14 protein-coding genes and 1 pseudogene are annotated in these 17103 nt (G+C 70.8%); 8 read left to right on the top strand and 7 right to left on the bottom strand.

All coding sequences use genetic code 11. The annotated features are described in order from the left end of the window. Positions 1 to 90 precede the first annotated feature (90 nt). Positions 91 to 1191 (bottom strand): hypothetical protein, encoded by a 1101-nt coding sequence (locus ACRWK8_RS01645; RefSeq protein ID WP_378735697.1) that lies wholly within the window; start codon positions 1189 to 1191, stop codon positions 91 to 93. Between the two features lie 376 nt (positions 1192 to 1567). Beyond that, positions 1568 to 2416 carry a hypothetical protein gene (locus ACRWK8_RS01650; protein ID WP_431867866.1) on the bottom strand — a complete coding sequence of 283 codons (849 nt, stop codon included), beginning with the start codon at positions 2414 to 2416 and terminating at the stop codon, positions 1568 to 1570. A 318-nt stretch (positions 2417 to 2734) separates the two neighbouring features. Between ACRWK8_RS01650 and ACRWK8_RS01655 the strand changes: the two genes are divergently transcribed. Beyond that, entirely contained in the window at positions 2735 to 4471 is a 1737-nt protein-coding gene (locus ACRWK8_RS01655) for a GAF domain-containing sensor histidine kinase (protein WP_431867868.1), read from the top strand. A 226-nt stretch (positions 4472 to 4697) separates the two neighbouring features. Here ACRWK8_RS01655 and ACRWK8_RS01660 read toward each other — a convergent pair whose 3' ends face one another. The 4 genes and pseudogenes from ACRWK8_RS01660 to ACRWK8_RS01675 form a co-directional block, all read right to left on the bottom strand. Next, positions 4698 to 5930 (bottom strand): ABC transporter permease, encoded by a 1233-nt coding sequence (locus tag ACRWK8_RS01660; RefSeq protein WP_431867870.1) that lies wholly within the window; start codon positions 5928 to 5930, stop codon positions 4698 to 4700. Between the two features lie 263 nt (positions 5931 to 6193). Continuing rightward, positions 6194 to 6859: pseudogene (locus ACRWK8_RS01665) on the bottom strand (ABC transporter ATP-binding protein); the annotation flags it as partial. After that, the gene (locus ACRWK8_RS01670; RefSeq protein WP_431867872.1) at positions 6856 to 8001 is read right to left on the bottom strand and encodes a peptidoglycan-binding protein; all 1146 of its coding nucleotides are present in this window, start codon (positions 7999 to 8001) and stop codon (positions 6856 to 6858) included. The gene ACRWK8_RS01670 and the pseudogene ACRWK8_RS01665, both read right to left, overlap by 4 nt. Then, positions 7998 to 8498 (bottom strand): hypothetical protein, encoded by a 501-nt coding sequence (locus tag ACRWK8_RS01675; RefSeq protein ID WP_431867874.1) that lies wholly within the window; start codon positions 8496 to 8498, stop codon positions 7998 to 8000. Before ACRWK8_RS01675 ends, ACRWK8_RS01670 begins: the two co-directional genes overlap by 4 nt. Positions 8499 to 8712: 214 nt before the next feature. Here ACRWK8_RS01675 and ACRWK8_RS01680 point away from each other — a divergent pair, with 214 nt between their 5' ends. From ACRWK8_RS01680 to ACRWK8_RS01690, 3 genes are all read left to right on the top strand, one after another. Beyond that, positions 8713 to 9369 carry a response regulator transcription factor gene (locus ACRWK8_RS01680; RefSeq protein ID WP_431867876.1) on the top strand — a complete coding sequence of 219 codons (657 nt, stop codon included), beginning with the start codon at positions 8713 to 8715 and terminating at the stop codon, positions 9367 to 9369. A 1-nt stretch (position 9370) separates the two neighbouring features. After that, a complete protein-coding gene (locus ACRWK8_RS01685; RefSeq protein ID WP_431867878.1) occupies positions 9371 to 10648 on the top strand; it encodes a sensor histidine kinase in 1278 nt (425 codons plus the stop codon). Between the two features lie 460 nt (positions 10649 to 11108). After that, entirely contained in the window at positions 11109 to 12305 is a 1197-nt protein-coding gene (locus tag ACRWK8_RS01690) for a helix-turn-helix domain-containing protein (protein WP_431867880.1), read from the top strand. Here the strand turns inward: ACRWK8_RS01690 and ACRWK8_RS01695 are convergent. Then, positions 12289 to 12936: an HAD family hydrolase gene (locus ACRWK8_RS01695; RefSeq protein WP_431867882.1), complete on the bottom strand. Its 648-nt coding sequence runs from the start codon at positions 12934 to 12936 to the stop codon at positions 12289 to 12291. The genes ACRWK8_RS01690 and ACRWK8_RS01695 overlap by 17 nt on opposite strands. 293 nt (positions 12937 to 13229) lie before the next feature. Here ACRWK8_RS01695 and ACRWK8_RS01700 point away from each other — a divergent pair, with 293 nt between their 5' ends. The 4 genes from ACRWK8_RS01700 to ACRWK8_RS01715 all read left to right on the top strand — a co-directional run bounded on the left by ACRWK8_RS01700 (position 13230) and on the right by ACRWK8_RS01715 (position 16881). Then, positions 13230 to 13400: a hypothetical protein gene (locus tag ACRWK8_RS01700; protein WP_352387866.1), complete on the top strand. Its 171-nt coding sequence runs from the start codon at positions 13230 to 13232 to the stop codon at positions 13398 to 13400. 41 nt (positions 13401 to 13441) lie between these two features. Next, positions 13442 to 14677, top strand: coding sequence for a hypothetical protein (locus ACRWK8_RS01705; RefSeq protein WP_431867884.1), 1236 nt, complete (start codon positions 13442 to 13444; stop codon positions 14675 to 14677). A gap of 49 nt (positions 14678 to 14726) precedes the next feature. Next, the gene (gene hisS, locus ACRWK8_RS01710) at positions 14727 to 16022 is read left to right on the top strand and encodes a histidine--tRNA ligase (RefSeq protein WP_431867886.1); all 1296 of its coding nucleotides are present in this window, start codon (positions 14727 to 14729) and stop codon (positions 16020 to 16022) included. Between the two features lie 250 nt (positions 16023 to 16272). Next, positions 16273 to 16881, top strand: a complete 609-nt coding sequence (locus tag ACRWK8_RS01715) for a phosphotransferase (RefSeq protein ID WP_431867888.1) — start codon at positions 16273 to 16275, stop codon at positions 16879 to 16881. Positions 16882 to 17103 lie beyond the last annotated feature (222 nt).

Here is a 17103-nt window from a genome sequence, read left to right on the forward strand (position 1 = left end):
CCCACTGGCACCACCGTCAACGGAAGTGGTTCCGCTCACCGCCCGAGGCGTGGTGCGCCCGCCACGACCGACGGGCGCACGTTCGTGGGCCTACAGTCCGAGCGGCAGCTGGGAGGTCAGGTCGCCGGTCGGCAGCTCGCCCGTGGGGAGCTCGTTGGTGGGCAGCTCCGAGGCGAGGGGCAGCGGGGCGACCTCGGGCTCGCCCAGCTCCGGCAGGCCCTGGACGTCGACCAGGCCACCGGTGCCGATCGCTCCACCGGCCACGTCGGCGACGTCGCCGGCCTCCATGGCGCCGACCTTCTCACCCAGGCCCGAGGCCCCGTGGAGGCCGCCGTCGAGGGCCGGGTCCACGAGTTCGAGGCCCTCGACGCCGGACATCGGCAGGGTCTCCTCGATCCCCAGGCCGTCGACCGCGCCGCGGACGTCGCCCACGGTGTCGGTGACGGCCTGCTCGGTGGCGCCCACCACCTGGAGCTCCGAGGGGGCGGACATCGGCAGGGTCTCCCGGACGTCCTTCGGCAGCAGGGTGGTCAGGCCGCCGGTGAGGTCGGCGTTCTCACCCGCGTCCAAGCCGACCGGCTCGCTCATCGGGACGGTCTCGCCCAGCTGCTGGACGGGGGAGTCCAGGCCGACCACATCGAGGCCGGGCTGGTGCAGACCCTCCTGCGCCCGGGTGCCGAGCTCCGTGACGGTGTCCTCGACGACGGCGGCGCTGGGCGCGCTCATCGACACCGGCAGGCTCCCGCCCCCGAGGCCGTCGAGCAGGCCGGTCCCGCCGAGCAGCATGGAGATCGGGTCGACCGCGCCGCCGGCCTCGCTCAGCGGCAGGGTCTCCGTGGCCTTGCCGAGGTCCAGCGGACCGACGTTGCCCGCGTTGTCCTGACCGGCCGTGACCGGGGTGTCGGTGCTGACGGTGTCGCCGACGACCGTCCCGACGGGGTTGTTCTGGTGCTGGACGTCGGGCTGGGCGGAGATCTCGCCGGGCTGGACCTTGACCAGGTCACCGAGGGGCGTGGCGATCCCCTCGGTGAGGGCGCCGGGAACCTGGTTTCCCAGGTCGCCCAGGGGGAGGGCGTCCGTGGCACCGCCGAGCGTGTCGGCTCCGGCGACTCCGACGCCGAGGGCGACGAATCCGGCGGTGCCGGCGGCCACCAGCAGGGTCCGAGCAGAGGTACGGGCGGTGTGGAACATGTGAGTCCTTCCGGAGTGAGCGTGTGTTCTGTTCGAGGGGGCGCGACGGAGCGGGTGTCGTGCCCCGTCGCGTCGGACCGTCTCCCTGGCCAGGGGCGTCGGTCCTGAGGGTGGTACTGGCGAGCTCTCCGGTCGGTGAGCCCCTGCGTCCCTGGTGCGGGCGAGCGGGTTCGATCCGGATTCAGTCGGTCGGTCTGGCGGACCACCGGCTGACGTGAACCTCGCGTTCGAGGTGCGGGGTTCACGTCAACCCCCAGAAGGTCACCGAGTGCTGGTGCCGCTGGGAAGGGTGTGGCTGGAGAAGCCGTGCCGGGCTGGTCGCGTGCGGCGCGGGACGCTCAGGGCGTACGGGCGCGGGACGCGGTCCGGTGGTCCGCTAGTCCGGAGAGAAGGTCGGCTCGTCGGCGGACTCGGCGGGAACCGAGCGCAGGACGTGCCGGGCGGCCTCGAACAGGCCGGGGGCGGGCGCCGGGGCGCCGGTGACGGGCAGGAACCCGGCGACGGCGGGCGCGAAGGCGGTGCCACCGGACGCGGGGGCGGTGCCGCCCGCGATGGTGGTGAGCGCCTCGGCGGAGCGGGGGGCGGTGTCGGTGGACCGGTCGCGCTCGGTGGCGTCCCCGGCCCGGTGTTCGACGGAACCGCGTTCCTGGGCCGCGACCAGGGCGTCGGCGGCGGGCCTCTCGGCCACCGCGCGCCGCTCGTCCGGGGCCTGGGCACCGGTCTCGCGGTCGTCCTGACGGTCGTCGGCCGAGGGGTCCTCGTCCTCGGGGACCCGCACGGGTTCGGTGACCCGCGGGGTCTCCGGGACGACGAGGTCGGTCAGGTGGTCGGGGCGCGGGAGGGAGGTCTCCCGGACCGCGTCCCGGACCTGCTGGACGGGTTCGGAGGCCTCGGCCTCGACCGCACGCGCGGTCTCCGAGGCGCCGTCGACCGCCTGTGTGGCGTGCTGGGTGGCGCGCTCCCCCACGGTGGTGACCGCGCCGCTGAGCGAACCGCCGAGCGTCTCGGTTCCCGTCACCAGTCCGGTGCCTCCCACCACGCCCGCGGTGAGCGGGTTCTCGGCACCGGGCAACTCCGAGGAGTGCGCCGGGGCCGCGGAGACGAGCCACACGGTGAACAGGACCCCGGTGACCAGACCGGCGAGCGTCAGGGCCCGTCGGATCGGTTCCGGGCACACGGCGAGGCGGACGCCGATGGCGCCGACCGTACCGTGGTATCCAGACACCGGGGGCTTCCTTCCGCCGAGTGAGCCGGTCCGCTCCGGTGGGGCACCGGGTGACGGAGGCTCGTGGTGTTCGTGTGGGGGGCACCCCGGAGAACGGGGGTGCGGGGGCAGTCGACACGAGGTCACAGAGTGCCTTCCTGCGCCAACTGAACGTGACGTTAGCATGAATTGCCGGGCCGCTGTCCTCGATTGCGGGGGAATTCCCGGCCCCTCGAACAAGCTTCCTAGCAGCAAGATGTGGCAAACCGGGAAAAAACCAACGACAATTCAGGTATTAGCCCTCAACCCCTCAACGGCTCTGCGGAGGTTGAACCACACATGACCAAGATCCCCCAGAGCCACCGGTGGTCCCCGAAGTCCCTGGACGAGCTCCTCGCGGATGTGCACTCCCAGATGAACCCGGGGCTCTCCGCTCAGGGGAGGATGCACTCTCTGCTCCAGGCGGTCCTGGACATCGGTGGCGATCTGGACCTGGCGACCGTACTGCGGCGGCTCACCGAGGCCGCCGCGCACCTGGCCGAGGCCAGGTTCGCCGGGCTGGGCGTGATCGGTGAGGACGGCGGTTTCACCGAGTTCATCCCGGTCGGGTTCACCCAGGAACAGGCCGAGCGGATCGGCCGGTTCCCGCACGGCAAGGGCGTGCTCGGCACGCCCTCGTTCGAGCAGGCCACGCTGCGCCTCTCCGACCTGCGCGACCACCCGGACTTCGGTGGGTTCCCGGAGGGCCACCCGAGGATGTCGAGCTTCCTCGGGGTGCCGATCCAGGTGCGCGGCGAGGTGTTCGGCAACCTGTACCTGACCGAGAAGGAGAACGGCGGGGAGTTCGACGAGGAGGACGAGACGATCGTGACCGCGCTGGCCACCGCCGCCGGTGTGGCCATCGAGAACGCCCGCCTGTACGAGGAGACCCGGCTGCGCGAGCGGTGGCTGGCCGCCTCCACGGAGATCACCACCCGGCTGCTGTCGGGGGCCGACACCGACGAGGTGCTGGCCTACATGGCGGCCCAGGCCAGGGAGATCGCCCGTGCGGACACCGCCGTGGTGATGCTGCCGGATCCGCACGCGCGCGGGCACCTGTTCGCGGAGTTCGCGGACGGTCCGATCGCGCAGGAGATCCTGGGGACCCCGGTGGAGATCCAGGACTCCTCCTGCGGCTGGGTGTACGAGACGGGTGAGGCCGAGGCCATCCCCGACCTGCGCCAGGCCAACTGCCCGATGCTCACCCACCGCGGCTACGGCCCCGGGCTGCTGGTGCCGCTGGGGACCCCCGGCAACACCCGCGGGGTCCTGCTGCTCGGCAAGCTCTCCGACAGGGCGCCGTTCGACTCCAACATCAGGCGCATGCTGCACTCCTTCTCCGTGCAGGCGGGGGTGGCGCTGGAGCTGGCCGAGGCACGGCGGGACAGCGAGCGGATCGTGGTCCTGGAGGAGCGGGACCGGATCGCCAAGGACCTGCACGACGTGGTGATCCAGCGGTTGTTCGCGTCCGCGATGACCCTCATGAGCACGGTCCGGCTGATCAGCTCGACGGAGGCCGGGGAGCGGGTCCAGCGCACCATCGACGAGCTGGACGGCACGATCCGGGAGATCCGGTCGACCGTCTTCGACCTCCAGCACCCGCCCAGCCGACGGGACACGTCGCTGCGGGGGCAGATCCTGCGGTTGGCGGAGAACACGGCGCACAGCCTGGGCTGCCACCCCGGGGTGAGTCTGGACGGACCGATCGACGCGTCCGTCCCCGACGAGGTGGGCGAGCAGCTGCTGGCGGTCCTCGGGGAGGGACTGACCAACGTCGCCCGGCACGCCCGCGCCACGGAGGTGCACGTCTCGGTGACGGTGGAGGAGCAGTCGGCCACCGGTCGCCCCACCACCCTGGTCCTGACCGTGACCGACAACGGGGTGGGACTCCCCGAGGGGGGCCGCCGCAGCGGGCTGCGCAACCTGGACCAGCGGGCCCAGGCCCTGGGCGGCGGCTTCAGCGCGGGGCGGGGCGAGGACGGCGGCACGGTGCTGGTGTGGAGGGTTCCGGTTCCGGAGGCCGACCCGCAGGGGTGACTCGGGGGCGGTGCGGATCCGGCGGCGGCCCGGTCCCGGGGAACCGGGGCCGGGCCGCCGTGCTCCACGGGCCGGGCGGACCACGGGCCGCCGGGGCTGTCCGGCACTGGGTGGTCATCCGCCCCGGGCCGGGGCGGCCGTGATCCACGGAGCCGGGGGCGGACCGTGGTCCGCCGTTCCGTCCACGCCGTGAGTGGGCTCAGGCGGTGGCCGTGGGCCGCGCCCGTCAGGCGGTACCGAGGGCCTCCGTGGGGTGCTGGGCGGCGGCACGCAGCGCGGGAACGATCCCGGCGACCGCGCCGATGGCCACCGTCGCGACCACCGCGCCCGCCCCAGCCCACCAGGGCAGGGAGACCGGCCAGCCGCGCAGCAGCGCGTACCCCGCCGTGGCGAGGGAACCCAGCAGCACCCCGAACACCCCGCCCAGCGCGGACAGGGCCATCGCCTCCACCAGGAACTGCCCCCTGATGTCGCGGCGGGTGGCACCCAGGGCGCGGCGCAGACCGATCTCGCCCCGGCGCTCCAGGACGGAGATGACCATCGTGTTGGCCACTCCCACCCCGCCCACCAGCAGGGCCACCCCGCCCAGACCGAGCAGCAGCCCCTGGAAGGTCTGGTCGGCGGCCTGCCGGGCCTCCAACGCGTCCGACGGTCGGGACACCCTGACCTCGTTCGGCTTCTCCGGGTTGGCGTTGCGGCCCACCTCGTCCCGGACCCGCTCCACGTGCTCGGGGTCGATCCGCACGTACACCGTGGAGGCCTCGCCCTTGGCGCCGAGCACCTCCTCCGCGATCCTCTGGCCGACCAGTGCCGCGTTGTCCAGCTCCGGTGCCAGCTCCGATCGCTCCAGCACGCCGACCACGGAGAAGTAGGTGTCTCCGATGAGCACCAGCGTGTCCGGGGTGATCCGGTCGACCCCCAGGCGACCGGCCGCCGACGCGCCGAGCACGACCGCCGGGTGGTCGGAGGTGGCCCCGTTCAGCCACGTGCCCTCGGCCATCTCGGCCCGGACGGCCTCCAGCAGGTCGAGGTCGACGCCGTAGGCGGCGATCCCGCCGGACTCGGCGCTCGGGACGAGGTCGCTCCGGTAGACGTTGGCGCCGCTCACCTGCTCCACCTGGGAGGTGTGCTCCACCTCCGGCATCCGGTCGATCCGCCCCCGCGCCTCCTCGGGGAGCTTGGCGGCCTCACCGAAGAGGTTCTCGCCCGGAGTGACGGACAGCAGGTTGGTGCCGAGCCGGGCGATCCGCTGGTCGAGTTCGGCCTGGCCGGAGGAGGAGACCCCCACCACCGCGACCATCGCCGCGATCCCGATGGCGATGCCCAGAGCGGAGAGCACCACGCGGGTGGGCCGGGCGCGCAGCCCGCTCGACCCGGTCCGCAGGCGGTCCACCAGGGAGAGTCGGGCGGGGCGGAGCGGTGACCGGCGGTCGCGCCACCAGCGCGGGAGCCCCCTCACCGACCCGCCTCCGCCCGGTTCCGGGTGCCTTCCGAGCCCGGGGCGGCGCCCGGCGTCGGAGAGCCCTGCGGGCCCCGTGGGCCAGTCGGGGTCAGTGCGTCACCTGTCTCGCGTGGGTCCCCCGGCTCGTCCGAGGCGCCCGATCCCCGCAAACCACCTGAGGCTTCTGGGCCACCCGGAGCCCGTGGGCCCCCCGGCTCGCGTGCGTCACCCGCCCCGTGGAGCTCACCTGCCCCCCGTGGGTCTCCCGACTCTCGCGAGGCACCGGAGTCCGCGACCACACGGCCGTCGCGCACCTCCACCCGGCGGGGCAGGGAGTCTGCCAGCTCCCGGTCGTGGGTGATCACCACGACGGTCACCCCGTCCTCGTTCAGCTCCCGGAGCACCCGCATCACGGCCTCACCCGAGGCGGTGTCCAGCGCCCCGGTGGGTTCGTCGGCCAGCAGCAGCGGCGGAGAACCCACCACGGCCCGCGCGATCGCCACCCTCTGCTTCTGCCCGCCGGAGAGCTCGTGCGGACGGTGGTGGGCCCGGTCCGCCAGCCCGACCCGTTCCAGGGCCCTACGGGCCCGCCGTACCCGGGTCCGGGCGGGCACACCGGCGTACAGCAGCCCGTCGGCCACGTTGTCCACGGCGTACACGTTGGGCGCCAGGTGGAACTGCTGGAAGACGAACCCGATCGTCCGTGCCCGGAGCGCGGCGAGCTGGTCGTCACCGAGCTCCCCGACGTCGTGTCCGAACACGCGCACGCTCCCGGAGGTCGGGGCGTCCAGGGTGCCGAGCAGGTTGAGCAGCGTGGACTTCCCCGACCCCGAGGGGCCGACGATCGCGAGCATCTCCCCGCGCTCCACGCGCAGGTCCACCCCGTCCAGCGCGCGTACCCCGCCCGGATAGTGGCGGCTCACCCCGGTGAACTCCACGGCGGTCATTCGGGGACCACCACCTCGGTACCGGCGTCGACGCCGTCACCGTTCACCTCCACCAGCCCGTCGGAGAACCAGCCAGTCTCCACCGGCACGTCCCGCACCGTTCCGTCGCCGTCCACCACGGACAGCCCGTAACCGCCGCCGGAGAGGGCGATCAGCGCCCCCACGGGAGCGGCGAGCACGTCCTCGCGCGACTCGCCCTGCGCGAGGACCTTGACCGGCGCCTGGTCCAGGAAGCCCTCGGCCCCCTCGGCGTCCGCGTCCAGGGAGACCAGCACCTCCACAGTGGGCGAACCCCCGCCGCCACCGCCGGGCTCGTCCTCCTCCACCTGGGCCACGTCGCCCACGGACTCCACCTCTCCGGTGACCGTCTGACCGTCCGGCATCTCCACGGTGACCTCGTCGCCCTCGTCCACGAGGTCGCGGTCGCCCACCTTCAGGTCCACCCGGACCACGCGTCGGGTGGACGCGGTGGTGACCAGCGGCGTCGCGGGGCCCACGTTCTCGCCCACCGCGGCCTCGTGTCCGGTCACCCGGATGGGGCCGGAGGTGTACCAGATCTGGTGCGGCTCGACCGTGCCCGTGACCTCCATGCCGTCGGTGTCCCGCTGCCAGCGCTTCACCGCCTCGGCGGTGAGCCAGGTGTACTCGTCGTCCACGGTGAAGCCGCCGTACCCGAGCTCGGAGAGCGCCTGCTCGAACTGGCGCACGTCCGGCCCCTTGGAGCCCGGCTCCAGGGTCCGGTAGGCGGGTGTGTCGCCCCGCAGCAGGACCACGGGGCGGCCGTCGATCTCCCAGACCCGCTGCCCGGCGGAGCGTTCGGCGCCCTCCTCGGGGAGCCAGGTGAGCACGCCGTCGGAGCGCGCGAAGAACGAGCCGCCGCCCGCGTACCCGAGGACGCCGTCCAACCGTTCCTCCCGCAGGAGGGTGGTGCGTTCGACCGAGGCGGTGGCGCCGGGGGCGGTGGTCTCCTCCTCCTTGGCTCCCTGGGGCCAGCCCCAGACCGTCACCGCCGCTCCCGCGCACAGGACCGCGAGGCTCAGGAGCGCCGCCGCCAGCCACACGAACCCCTTCCCCCGACGGGGCCGAGGCGGCTCCTCGTCACGGGTCTCCTCCTCGGGAAGGAGGTCGGTGTCCGTGCTCACGAGTCGCCCTCGACGGATTCGAGTTCGACGCCGCCGCCCTCTTCGGCACCGGTGCAGGTGCTGACCGCCGCCATGTGCTCGTCGTCGTCGGGCTCGATCGGGATCCCGAGCCCCATTCCGGGTTCGGGGTCCGGGACGTCGACGCCGTTCTCCCGCAGGCACTCGGCGATCCGGAGGTCGATCTCGAACTGCTCCTCCTCGGAGGGCGCGTTCTCGTCCACGGGGAGGAGCGACTCGCACTCCTCCATGGCCGCCATCATCTCCTCGTCGGGCTCCTCCATGGTGGGGAGGGAGATCATGCCGCTGTCCGGGTCGGGGTCGGGCATGTCGAAACCGGCGTCGCGCATGCAGGCGGCGTAGTCGAGCATCGCCTCGTCCATGGACTTCTCGGGGGCGGCCTCCGGGTCCGCCGCGTCGTCCCCGCCGAGGGCTCCGCAGCCGGTGAGCAGGAGCCCGGCCGCCGCCGCGGCCACGGCCGTGAGGGTCAGTGAGCGCATGTGGTCCTCCTGGTCCGGGCGCCGGTCGGGCCGACGCCGCTGGGTGGGTGCACGGCACATGTCAGCGGGAGCGCGGTTAGCCGGTGGTTAGGGTCCTGCGGCCCCCGGTCGCCCGGTCGCGGGGGCTTCGCGGGGTTAACCTCGGCCTAACCGGGCGGTGGATAGTGCTGGTCAGTCGGGAACGCCGACGATCGGCTCGGGGCGAGGGGAACGCATGCGCATTCTGGTGGTCGAGGACGAGCCCGACCTGGCGGAGACCGTGGCCGAGGGGCTGCGCGGTGAGGGCATGGCGGTGGACGTGTGCCACGACGGTGACACCGGGCTGGAGATGGCCACCGTGCACGACTACGACGTCGTCGTCCTGGACCGCGACCTGCCGGTGCTGCACGGGGACCAGGTGTGCCTGCGGATCGCGGAGGACCCCGGTGTGCAGGCCCGGGTGCTGATGCTCACCGCTGCCGGTGGTCTGGAGGATCGGGTGGACGGGCTGGACCTGGGCGCCGACGACTACCTGGCCAAGCCCTTCGCGTACCTGGAACTGGTGGCGCGGGTGCGGGCCCTGGGCCGTCGGGCGCGTCCGGCGGCGCCGCCCACGCTGAGCCGGGCGGGCCTGGTGCTGGACACCACGCGGCGGACGGCGTCCCGTGACGGGCGCGCGCTGTCGCTCTCCCCCAAGGAGTTGGGGGTGTTGGAGGAGCTGCTGCGCGCGGACGGTGCGCCGGTGACCGCGACGCACCTGATCGAGAAGGTGTGGGACGCCCACCTGGACCCGTTCAGCGGGGTGCTGAAGGTGGTGGTGCACGGGCTGCGCCGCAAGCTCGGTGCGCCCGCGGTGATCGAGACCGTGCCCGGCCACGGCTACCGGATCTGACGTGGCCGCACCGCACTCCGCCGTCTCCGGCGTGACGCGTCGATGGCTGGACCGGTTCGCCAGCCTGACCCTGCGGACGAAGCTCGCCCTCGTCTACACGGGGGTCTTCGCCGTCGGCGGGGCGCTGCTGCTCTCCGCCAACTACGCGATGGTCTCCGCGAGTCTGGAGATGCGGGGGGTGGAGCTGTCCACGACGGCGGCGCTGCCCACCAGCGATCCGGCCGAGACCCTCGTCATTCCGGCTCCGACCGTTCCCGCGCCGACCGGCGAGGGCGGGGAGCCGGGAGAGACCGGGGAGGCGGCTCCGACCACCGACTGGGTGGCGACCGGGGCCGAGCCCCTGGCCGTCCTGGTGGACGACTACCAGGTGGGGGTGTTGTCGGACCTGCTCCTGAACTCGGTGCTGATCCTCCTGGGCGTGACCCTGTTGGCGGCGTTGGCCGGGTGGGTGATCGCGGGCGGGCCGCTCCGGCGGCTGCACCGGGTGACCGACGCGGCGCGCACCCTGTCCGAGCACGACCTGCACAGCAGGTTGGACCTGAGGGGGCCCGACGACGAGTTCCGGGAGCTGGGTGACACGTTCGACGGCATGCTGTCCCGGTTGGAGCGGGCCTTCGACTCCCAGCGCCGGTTCGTCTCCAACGCTTCGCACGAGCTGCGCACGCCGTTGTCGGTGCAGCGTGCGGCGCTGGAGGTGCCGTTGGCCCAGGACCGGGTCCCGGACGATCTGCGGCCGACCTTCCGTCGGGCGCTGGATTCGGTGGCGCGTAGTGAGGCGCTGATCAGCGGGCTGCTGTTGCTCGCCCGGTCCGATCGCGGGCTGGCGCGGACCGAGGAGGTGGACCTGGCCGAGGTGGCCCACGGTGTGGTGGCCCAGCACGCGGGGGCGGCCGAGGAGGAGGGGGTGGACCTGCGGGTGGACGCGGAGTCCGCTCCGGTGGACGGGGATCCGGTCCTGTTGGAGCACCTGGTGCGCAACCTGGTGGAGAACGCCGTTCGGTACAACGCCACCGACGGGTGGGTGGAGGTGCGAGTACGCACGGCGGCGGGGCGCACGGTGCTGAGGGTGACCAACTCCGGGGCGGAGGTGGGTGACGCGGAGGAGCTGTTCGAGCCCTTCCACCGTGGTGACGCGGCACGGTTGCACCGGGACCGGCCCGGGAGCGGGCTCGGATTGTCCATCGTCCGTTCGATCTCGACGGCCCATGGCGCCAAGGCCACCGCGAGGGCACGTCCGGAGGGGGGTCTGGTGGTCACGGTGGGTTTCCCCGAGCTCTGAGCCCGGTGGGCCCGTCCACCGCAAGGAGGTCCCGCAGCACCGAGTCCACCGGTGCCGAGGTGCGAGGATGACGCGGTGACCTGCGGCGGAACGGCCGCGGGGACGCAACTCACCGTGACGAAAATACGCAACGAAAGCCGACCGCCGCCGCTGGGGCGCTCCCGGCGGCGGTCGCCGTAACGTTTCTCCACCGGGTTATCCACAGGCTGGGGACAAAAACAGGCCCGGCCACTCCTCATCGGCTTACGTTCGATGGCGCGAACCTGAATATGGAGAGGGAACCGTGGTTACTGTGGAGTCATCTCGTTGCGCCCCCAGGTAACGGAGGAGCCCCTCGATGCGTTGTGGAAACTGCGGACGGGACCGCAGCGCCCGTCACAGTCCCTGTGAGTGCATCCCATCTTGGGTATGGCGGGATCCGGAGATGGCGGACGCCGTCCGAGAACGCGACGCTCAGCGGGTGATCCGTTTCCTGCGCCGACGGGTCAGGAACCTGTCTCAGGAAGCTCTGGCCAGGATGTGTGGGGTCGCCCAAAGCACCATCACGCGCGCTGAAGCTGGCAGGGGACTCAGCGACCGACGCAAGATCCACGAAGCCCTCCGAGGACTCGGTGCCCTGGATCAGCACCCACACGACAGGGCGCCCCGAGTCCCCACGGAACGCGAGCCCGAGAAACTGGCCTCGGCAGGCTGGAGCGACGATGTCGACTGGGATCGCGGCATCGTGCTGCTGGAATCCCTCGTCAACCGGTACGACCTCCCCGATGACGGCAGGGTGCGCACTCTCGGTCAGCTCCAGCGCGAAGTCAGCGGCATCATCCGATGCCGCCTGAACTCCCATTACAGCTGCCTGATGAGACGCCTTCCCGACCTTCTCCCTGAACTGAGCCGCGCCCTGTTGAGTCATCAAGGGCAAGAGCGTGCTCACACGGCCCGGTTGCTGGTCCAGGCGTACCGGGCCGCCGACGCGATCGCGGACAAGTTCGGCCTCCACCACCTCTCCGCCCGCACCATCCAGGTTCTCCTGTGGGCAGCCGACCAGACCGGAGACGAGGTGACACGGGCCGCCGCCACCTACGTGCGCGGGGAGACCTTCTTCTGCTCCGGCGAACACGAAGCGGGACGTCGTCTACTCGAACGGGCAGCGGAGAATCTGACGCCCTCGGACGCGCGCTCTTGGGCGGCCTATGGATCCCTGCACATGCGTGCCGCTGTGTTCGCCGCGCGGAACCGCCACCCCCGGCAGGCCGCGCCTCACCTGGAGCAAGCGCGCCTCGCCGCTGAGCACACCCGGGAGGCGGTCTACACCGGAACGGCCTTCGGCAGCGCTTCGGTGCGTGTCCACCAGGTCACTCTGGCTCTGGAGTGCGAGGACCCCGACCAGGCACTTGAAGTGGCTGCGGGCTGGACTCCGCCCCAGGGGCTTCCCGCAGAGCGCGCTTCGCACTACTTCATCGACGTGGCCCGCGCCCACCACCTCCTGGGACGCCAGGAAGTGGCTCTGGCCAACCTCCGAGCCGCGTGGCAAAGGGCACCGGAGCACACGCGCCTCAATCCTCACGTGCGAGCGCTGTCCGGTCTCCTTCTGTCGTCCGGGCGAATCCAGGTCCAGACTCGTGATTTCGTCGCTGAGGCCGGTGTCAGTCCCTGGCGGTGAGCAGACCTGGCAGTTCCTTGATCGAGTCGATGACCCAGTGCGCTTCCTCACGTACCCGAGGCTGATCCGCCCACAGGTACCCCCAGGGGCCGCGACGGATCAGCGCCGATCGCAGCCCGGCTTCGTTGGCGGGAAGGACGTCGTTGTCACGGTGGTCGCCGACATACACGATCTCCTGCGGTTCCCCGGGAGCCATGGCGATGACGCGGTCGAAGAAACCGGGGCCGGGTTTGGCCACTCCCCATTCGCCGGAGGTGGCGATGGCCTCGACCGGTAGGTTCAACTGGCGGAGGAGCTCCCCGGCACGGGCGGTCTGGTTGCCGGCGATCCCCACCCAGAGTCCGGCGTCCCGCAAGGCCTGCAGCCCGGGCCGGACGTCGGAGTAGAGGTCCACGTCCTCGATGAGCTCCCCACGGCCCGCGTCCTCACGTCGTTGGCGCTCCTCAGACAGGTCAAAGCCCGGACGAAAGTAGTCGAAGGTCTCCGCGTTGTTGCGGCCCTCGGCTGTCACAGCCCCCAGTACGGCGGAGAAGGTGTGGAGGGGGACGTTGAGCCAGTCGGCCCACCGCGCCCATTCCCGGGTGTCGTCGATGAGTGTCTCTCCGACGTCGAACACCACTGAGCGAATCATGCTCTCCTGCTCTTTCCAGACATGACGTGCATCGCACTCTCGGCGTTCAGCGTAGGACCAGCGACGGGTCGGGGCATCCGCCTCCGACATCCTGCACACCCTCGTGCTGGCCGGGCCGGATCTTTCGAACACAGCGCATGCATCGAACGGTGGAGCTATGCGCGTGCGCATAGGTCAGGCTCTCGGTCTGCGCGACACTTTTGGCTCCGGTCGCCGTTCGCAGCACGAATCCCGCTGGACGGCAGTCCGCTTCCGGTCATCGCGATGGTGACGACCCCACGGGAAAGGCGCACATGAGCTACGACACCGGCCTCACGACGTCCACCGACCTCACGACGCAGCTCACCACCTCCGACCTCAACAGGATCATGACGCTCACCCTGCCCCTGGTCGGCATGGACAGGATGACCGCGCCCCGGGTGGAGGAGACCCTGGCCTGCTCCGCCCTGACCGCTCACTTCTAGACCGACGAGTCCGTCCGCCTGAGAGTACGAAGGAGCCATGAGTGAGTAACTGGGAACGGGTCACACTGCTCTTCGCCAACGGGGCGAGGCCCTTGGCGCAGAAGGACGCACTGTCGTTCGCCGATCTGCTGCGCGCGAACCGCTTTCCGCCGTCTATGTTCCAGGCCTACGAAGTACCCGGCGACGGGAGCCTGCGGCCCGTTCCCATCTCACACACGCTGGAGGAGGTTCCGGAGGCGAGCAACGTCATCCTGCAGTGCATGCGCAACACCGACGCTGAACTGGTTCCGCCCGCCCTCAGCACATATGCGCACACGGACCGTCCGGTCGCGGCCATGTACGACCTGAAGTACGCGGAGAAGGACTCCCTTCACGGTGTCCACCTCGTGGACGACGAGCAGCTCCGCGAAATGGTCTTCGACAAGATCGCGGACTTCCTCCACGAACACCGCGTGGGGCTTCCGCTGGTCGCCGGAATCTCCGGCGGTGGCGACTCCAGCAGCATCGTCCAAGGACTGCGCCGCTACGCCACAGCGCAGGACCTTCCCGCGGACCAGGTCCTGTGCTTCACCGTGGTTCTCGACCCCCTCTGGAGGGGGACCGCCGCCGACAGGGCACGGGAGCTCTGTGAGGGACACGGGTTCGGCCACCGTGTCCTCTATCCGGAGGACATCTCGGCCCTGCTGGGGATGAGTACCACGCCCCAGGCCCTGTGGGCTGAGATCCGGTCCGTCTACGGGCCCGACTCCTCGCACTTCTTCGGTACCTGGCTGCTCAACCTCGTGGGCCGTGCCCTCAACAAGGAGATCGGCGGCTCCAGCCTCCTGATGGGTTACAACCGTGAGGACGTCATGGCCGAACTGCTGTTCTGCCTGATGAACGGCCGCCGCCCGCTCCCCTATCCCAAGCGACGCACCGGTGAGGTGGACTGCTTCATGCCGGTGTGGGACGTGCCCAAGGTCCTGCTGGACTCGTGCTATCCGCAGGTGAGCGAGGTCAACTACGCCGAACGCATCGACTCCACCGCGCCCCGGCGCTCCTCGATCTACTACCAGGCACACGCCCTGGACGCGATCGTGCCGCAGATGTCCCTGTCCCTGATGACGGGGGTGCGCGCGCTCATGGACTCGCTCAACGGCTGGGAGGAGTTGGAGGCCGTCGACGGTACACCGCTGCTGCACACCGGTCACGGCAGCCCCGGAGACCGCGACTCACTGGTCGCGCTCCTGGCCCGGCACTTCCCTGACTGGTCGGCTAGCGAGCCTGACCCACAGTAGTCTGACGCCGTCCCGGGAACCGTGAAGTCACAGCAGGAGTAGCGTTCACATGGCCAAGTCAGCAGCCCCCTCCGGAACGAGGGACTTCCTCGCCGACGACCTGCGCCGCCGTCGAACGGCGTTCGCCACCGTCAGCGACATCTTCGAGCGCTACGGGTTCGATCCGCTGGAGACTCCCGCGTTCGAGCGGCTGGAGGTGCTGACCGGGAAGTACGGCGAAGAGGCTTCTCAACTCCTGTTCAAGATCCTGCGACGCGGGGTGCACGAGGCCTCCGGCAAGCCCGACCTTGCCCTGCGCTACGACCACACGGTTCCCCTGGCCCGGGTCATCGGCACCCACGGGGCGAAGCTGCCCAACCCCTACAAGCGCTACGCCATCGGCCCGGTGTGGCGGGCCGACCGCCCCCAGGAGGGCCGGTTCCGGGAGTTCGTGCAGTGCGACATCGACACGGTGGGCTCTTCCTCCCCGCTGGCTGACGCCGAGGTCGTCCTGGCCTTGGCCGAGGGCCTGGATTCCTTGGGGGTGAAGCGGTTCCGCTTCCTCGTCAACAGTCGTGAAGCGCTCAGGGGTCTGCTGGAGGTCTACGGCGTCGCGGAGGAGAACGGTGACGGGGTCCTGGCGACGCTCGACAAGCTCGACAAGGTAGGCGCTGGCGCGGTGGCCAAGGAACTGGTTGATGAGCGCGGCCTGGACGTGGCGAGCGCCGAGCGCCTGGCCGAGGACGTCGCCTCCGACGACCAGGACCTGATCCGGTCCAAGCTCGCCACGAACGAGCGCGGCCAGCGCGGCCTCGCTCAGATCGACAGCCTGCTGGAGCTGACTGCGAGTCTGGGCGACCGCGCCGTGTTCGCCCCGCGCATGGTGCGCGGCCTGGACTACTACACCGGTGCGATCTACGAGGTCGAGGCCGAGGGATTTCCCGGATCGATCGCGGCGGGCGGGCGCTACGACGGCCTGGTCGCCTCGCTGGGCGGCCCGGACATGCCCGCCTGCGGCGGTTCCATCGGCATCGAGCGCATCCTGGCGCTTCAGGAGACCGACGACGCTCCCGCTGGCGGACTCGACGTGGCGATCACGGTGCTGGGCGGTCAGGCTGAGCTGATGAAGTTGGCGAGCGAGCTGCGCGCGCAGCGGCTGCGGGTGGGCACCTATCTGGGGTCCTCTGGCAAGCTCGGCAAGCAGTTGCAGTGGGCGAACGCGCAGAACGCGCGGTTCACGGTGATCTTCGGTTCCGAGGAGCAGGAGTCCGGCGAGGTCACCGTCCGCGACATGGTCTCGGGCGACCAGAGCCGCGTCCCCTTGGCACAGGCCAGCACCGATCTTCGGGAACGCCTCGAAAGGTGACCGGTTGAGCGCCCCCACCCCCGAACACGCCGCTCCAACGACCTTTCACTTCCAAGACCAAGTGAGACCGCCAGACCTGCTTGAGGAGGCGGAAGAGAGACTTGGCGTTCGTCTCATTGAGGACCGCTTGGTGGTACGTGGATCCCGCCCATCGGTGGGGGCGCCGACAAAGCGGGGGACCTGGGCGCGGATCAGCTGGCGCCCGCCAGCCAGAGTCTTCGCCCGCGAGTTCAGCGGGTTGGAGGCGTCGGTGGCCGTGCATGCCGTGCCCAAGCCGTCGTTCATCCAGACGGTCCACTGGATGAACGACGGCCTCGTCTGCCGTGCCGAGGAGATGACGCTCATCGGCGAACCGGTGGTCTCCACCGCCTACACGCTGGACAGGGCTCCTGAGCTGAGCGGCCAGTGGTGGGAGGAGCTATCTGCCGCTCTGGAGCGTCTGGCAAGTACGGACACCGATCGTGTCGCCCTCATCCAGGAGGACATCGACCGCTCCATCCGGGAAGCATTCGGTGCCCAGATCGACACGACCGTCTCCCAATGGGTGATCGGCCACGGGGATCTTCACTGGGCCAACCTGACCGCGCCCCGCCTGTTCCTCTTGGACTGGGACAGCTGGGGGCTCATGCCCCGAGGCCTGGACGCGGCGAAGCTGTGGGAGTCAGCGTTCCGAGTTCCCGACTTCGCAGAGGAGATCACAGAGCGGCTGGCCCCAGACCTCGCCTGCCGTGACGGCAAGCTCTGCCAGCTGTGGGTCTGCGCGAACAGGGTCCTGGGAGCCAGGCGCCGAGGCAAGGGAACCGATCAGACCGAGCACGCCCACAGGGCGGGAAAGTCACTGTTGGTGGAGCTGTCGTGACCACAGAAGCAACGCCCGGGCTCACTGTCGCCACAGTGGATCCGATGATCGTTGGATCCGGATGCCCAGTCACGAAAACCCAGGAGGCGGCAGCCAGGGCAGAGGGAGCCACAGTGAATGTTGGCGCTCACCGAAGTTGTCAGCACTGCACCGCACTGACCTGGGCACTGACAACTTGATGAGCAGCCTCGGTGGATCCCGCTGCTTCTCAAAGGTGGCAGG

This window comes from Nocardiopsis eucommiae, assembly GCF_965344335.1.
GTDB lineage: Bacteria > Actinomycetota > Actinomycetes > Streptosporangiales > Streptosporangiaceae > Nocardiopsis > Nocardiopsis eucommiae.

Excerpts from the sequence above, each read along its gene's own strand:
- ACRWK8_RS01645 (WP_378735697.1), bottom strand. The coding sequence starts at position 1,191 with ATGTTCCACACCGCCCGTACCTCTGCTCGGACCCTGCTGGTGGCCGCC.
- ACRWK8_RS01655 (WP_431867868.1), top strand. The coding sequence starts at position 2,735 with ATGACCAAGATCCCCCAGAGCCACCGGTGGTCCCCGAAGTCCCTGGAC.
- ACRWK8_RS01675 (WP_431867874.1), bottom strand. The coding sequence starts at position 8,498 with ATGCGCTCACTGACCCTCACGGCCGTGGCCGCGGCGGCGGCCGGGCTC.
- ACRWK8_RS01680 (WP_431867876.1), top strand. The coding sequence starts at position 8,713 with ATGCGCATTCTGGTGGTCGAGGACGAGCCCGACCTGGCGGAGACCGTG.
- ACRWK8_RS01695 (WP_431867882.1), bottom strand. The coding sequence starts at position 12,936 with ATGATTCGCTCAGTGGTGTTCGACGTCGGAGAGACACTCATCGACGAC.
- ACRWK8_RS01700 (WP_352387866.1), top strand. The coding sequence starts at position 13,230 with ATGAGCTACGACACCGGCCTCACGACGTCCACCGACCTCACGACGCAG.
- hisS (WP_431867886.1), top strand. The coding sequence starts at position 14,727 with ATGGCCAAGTCAGCAGCCCCCTCCGGAACGAGGGACTTCCTCGCCGAC.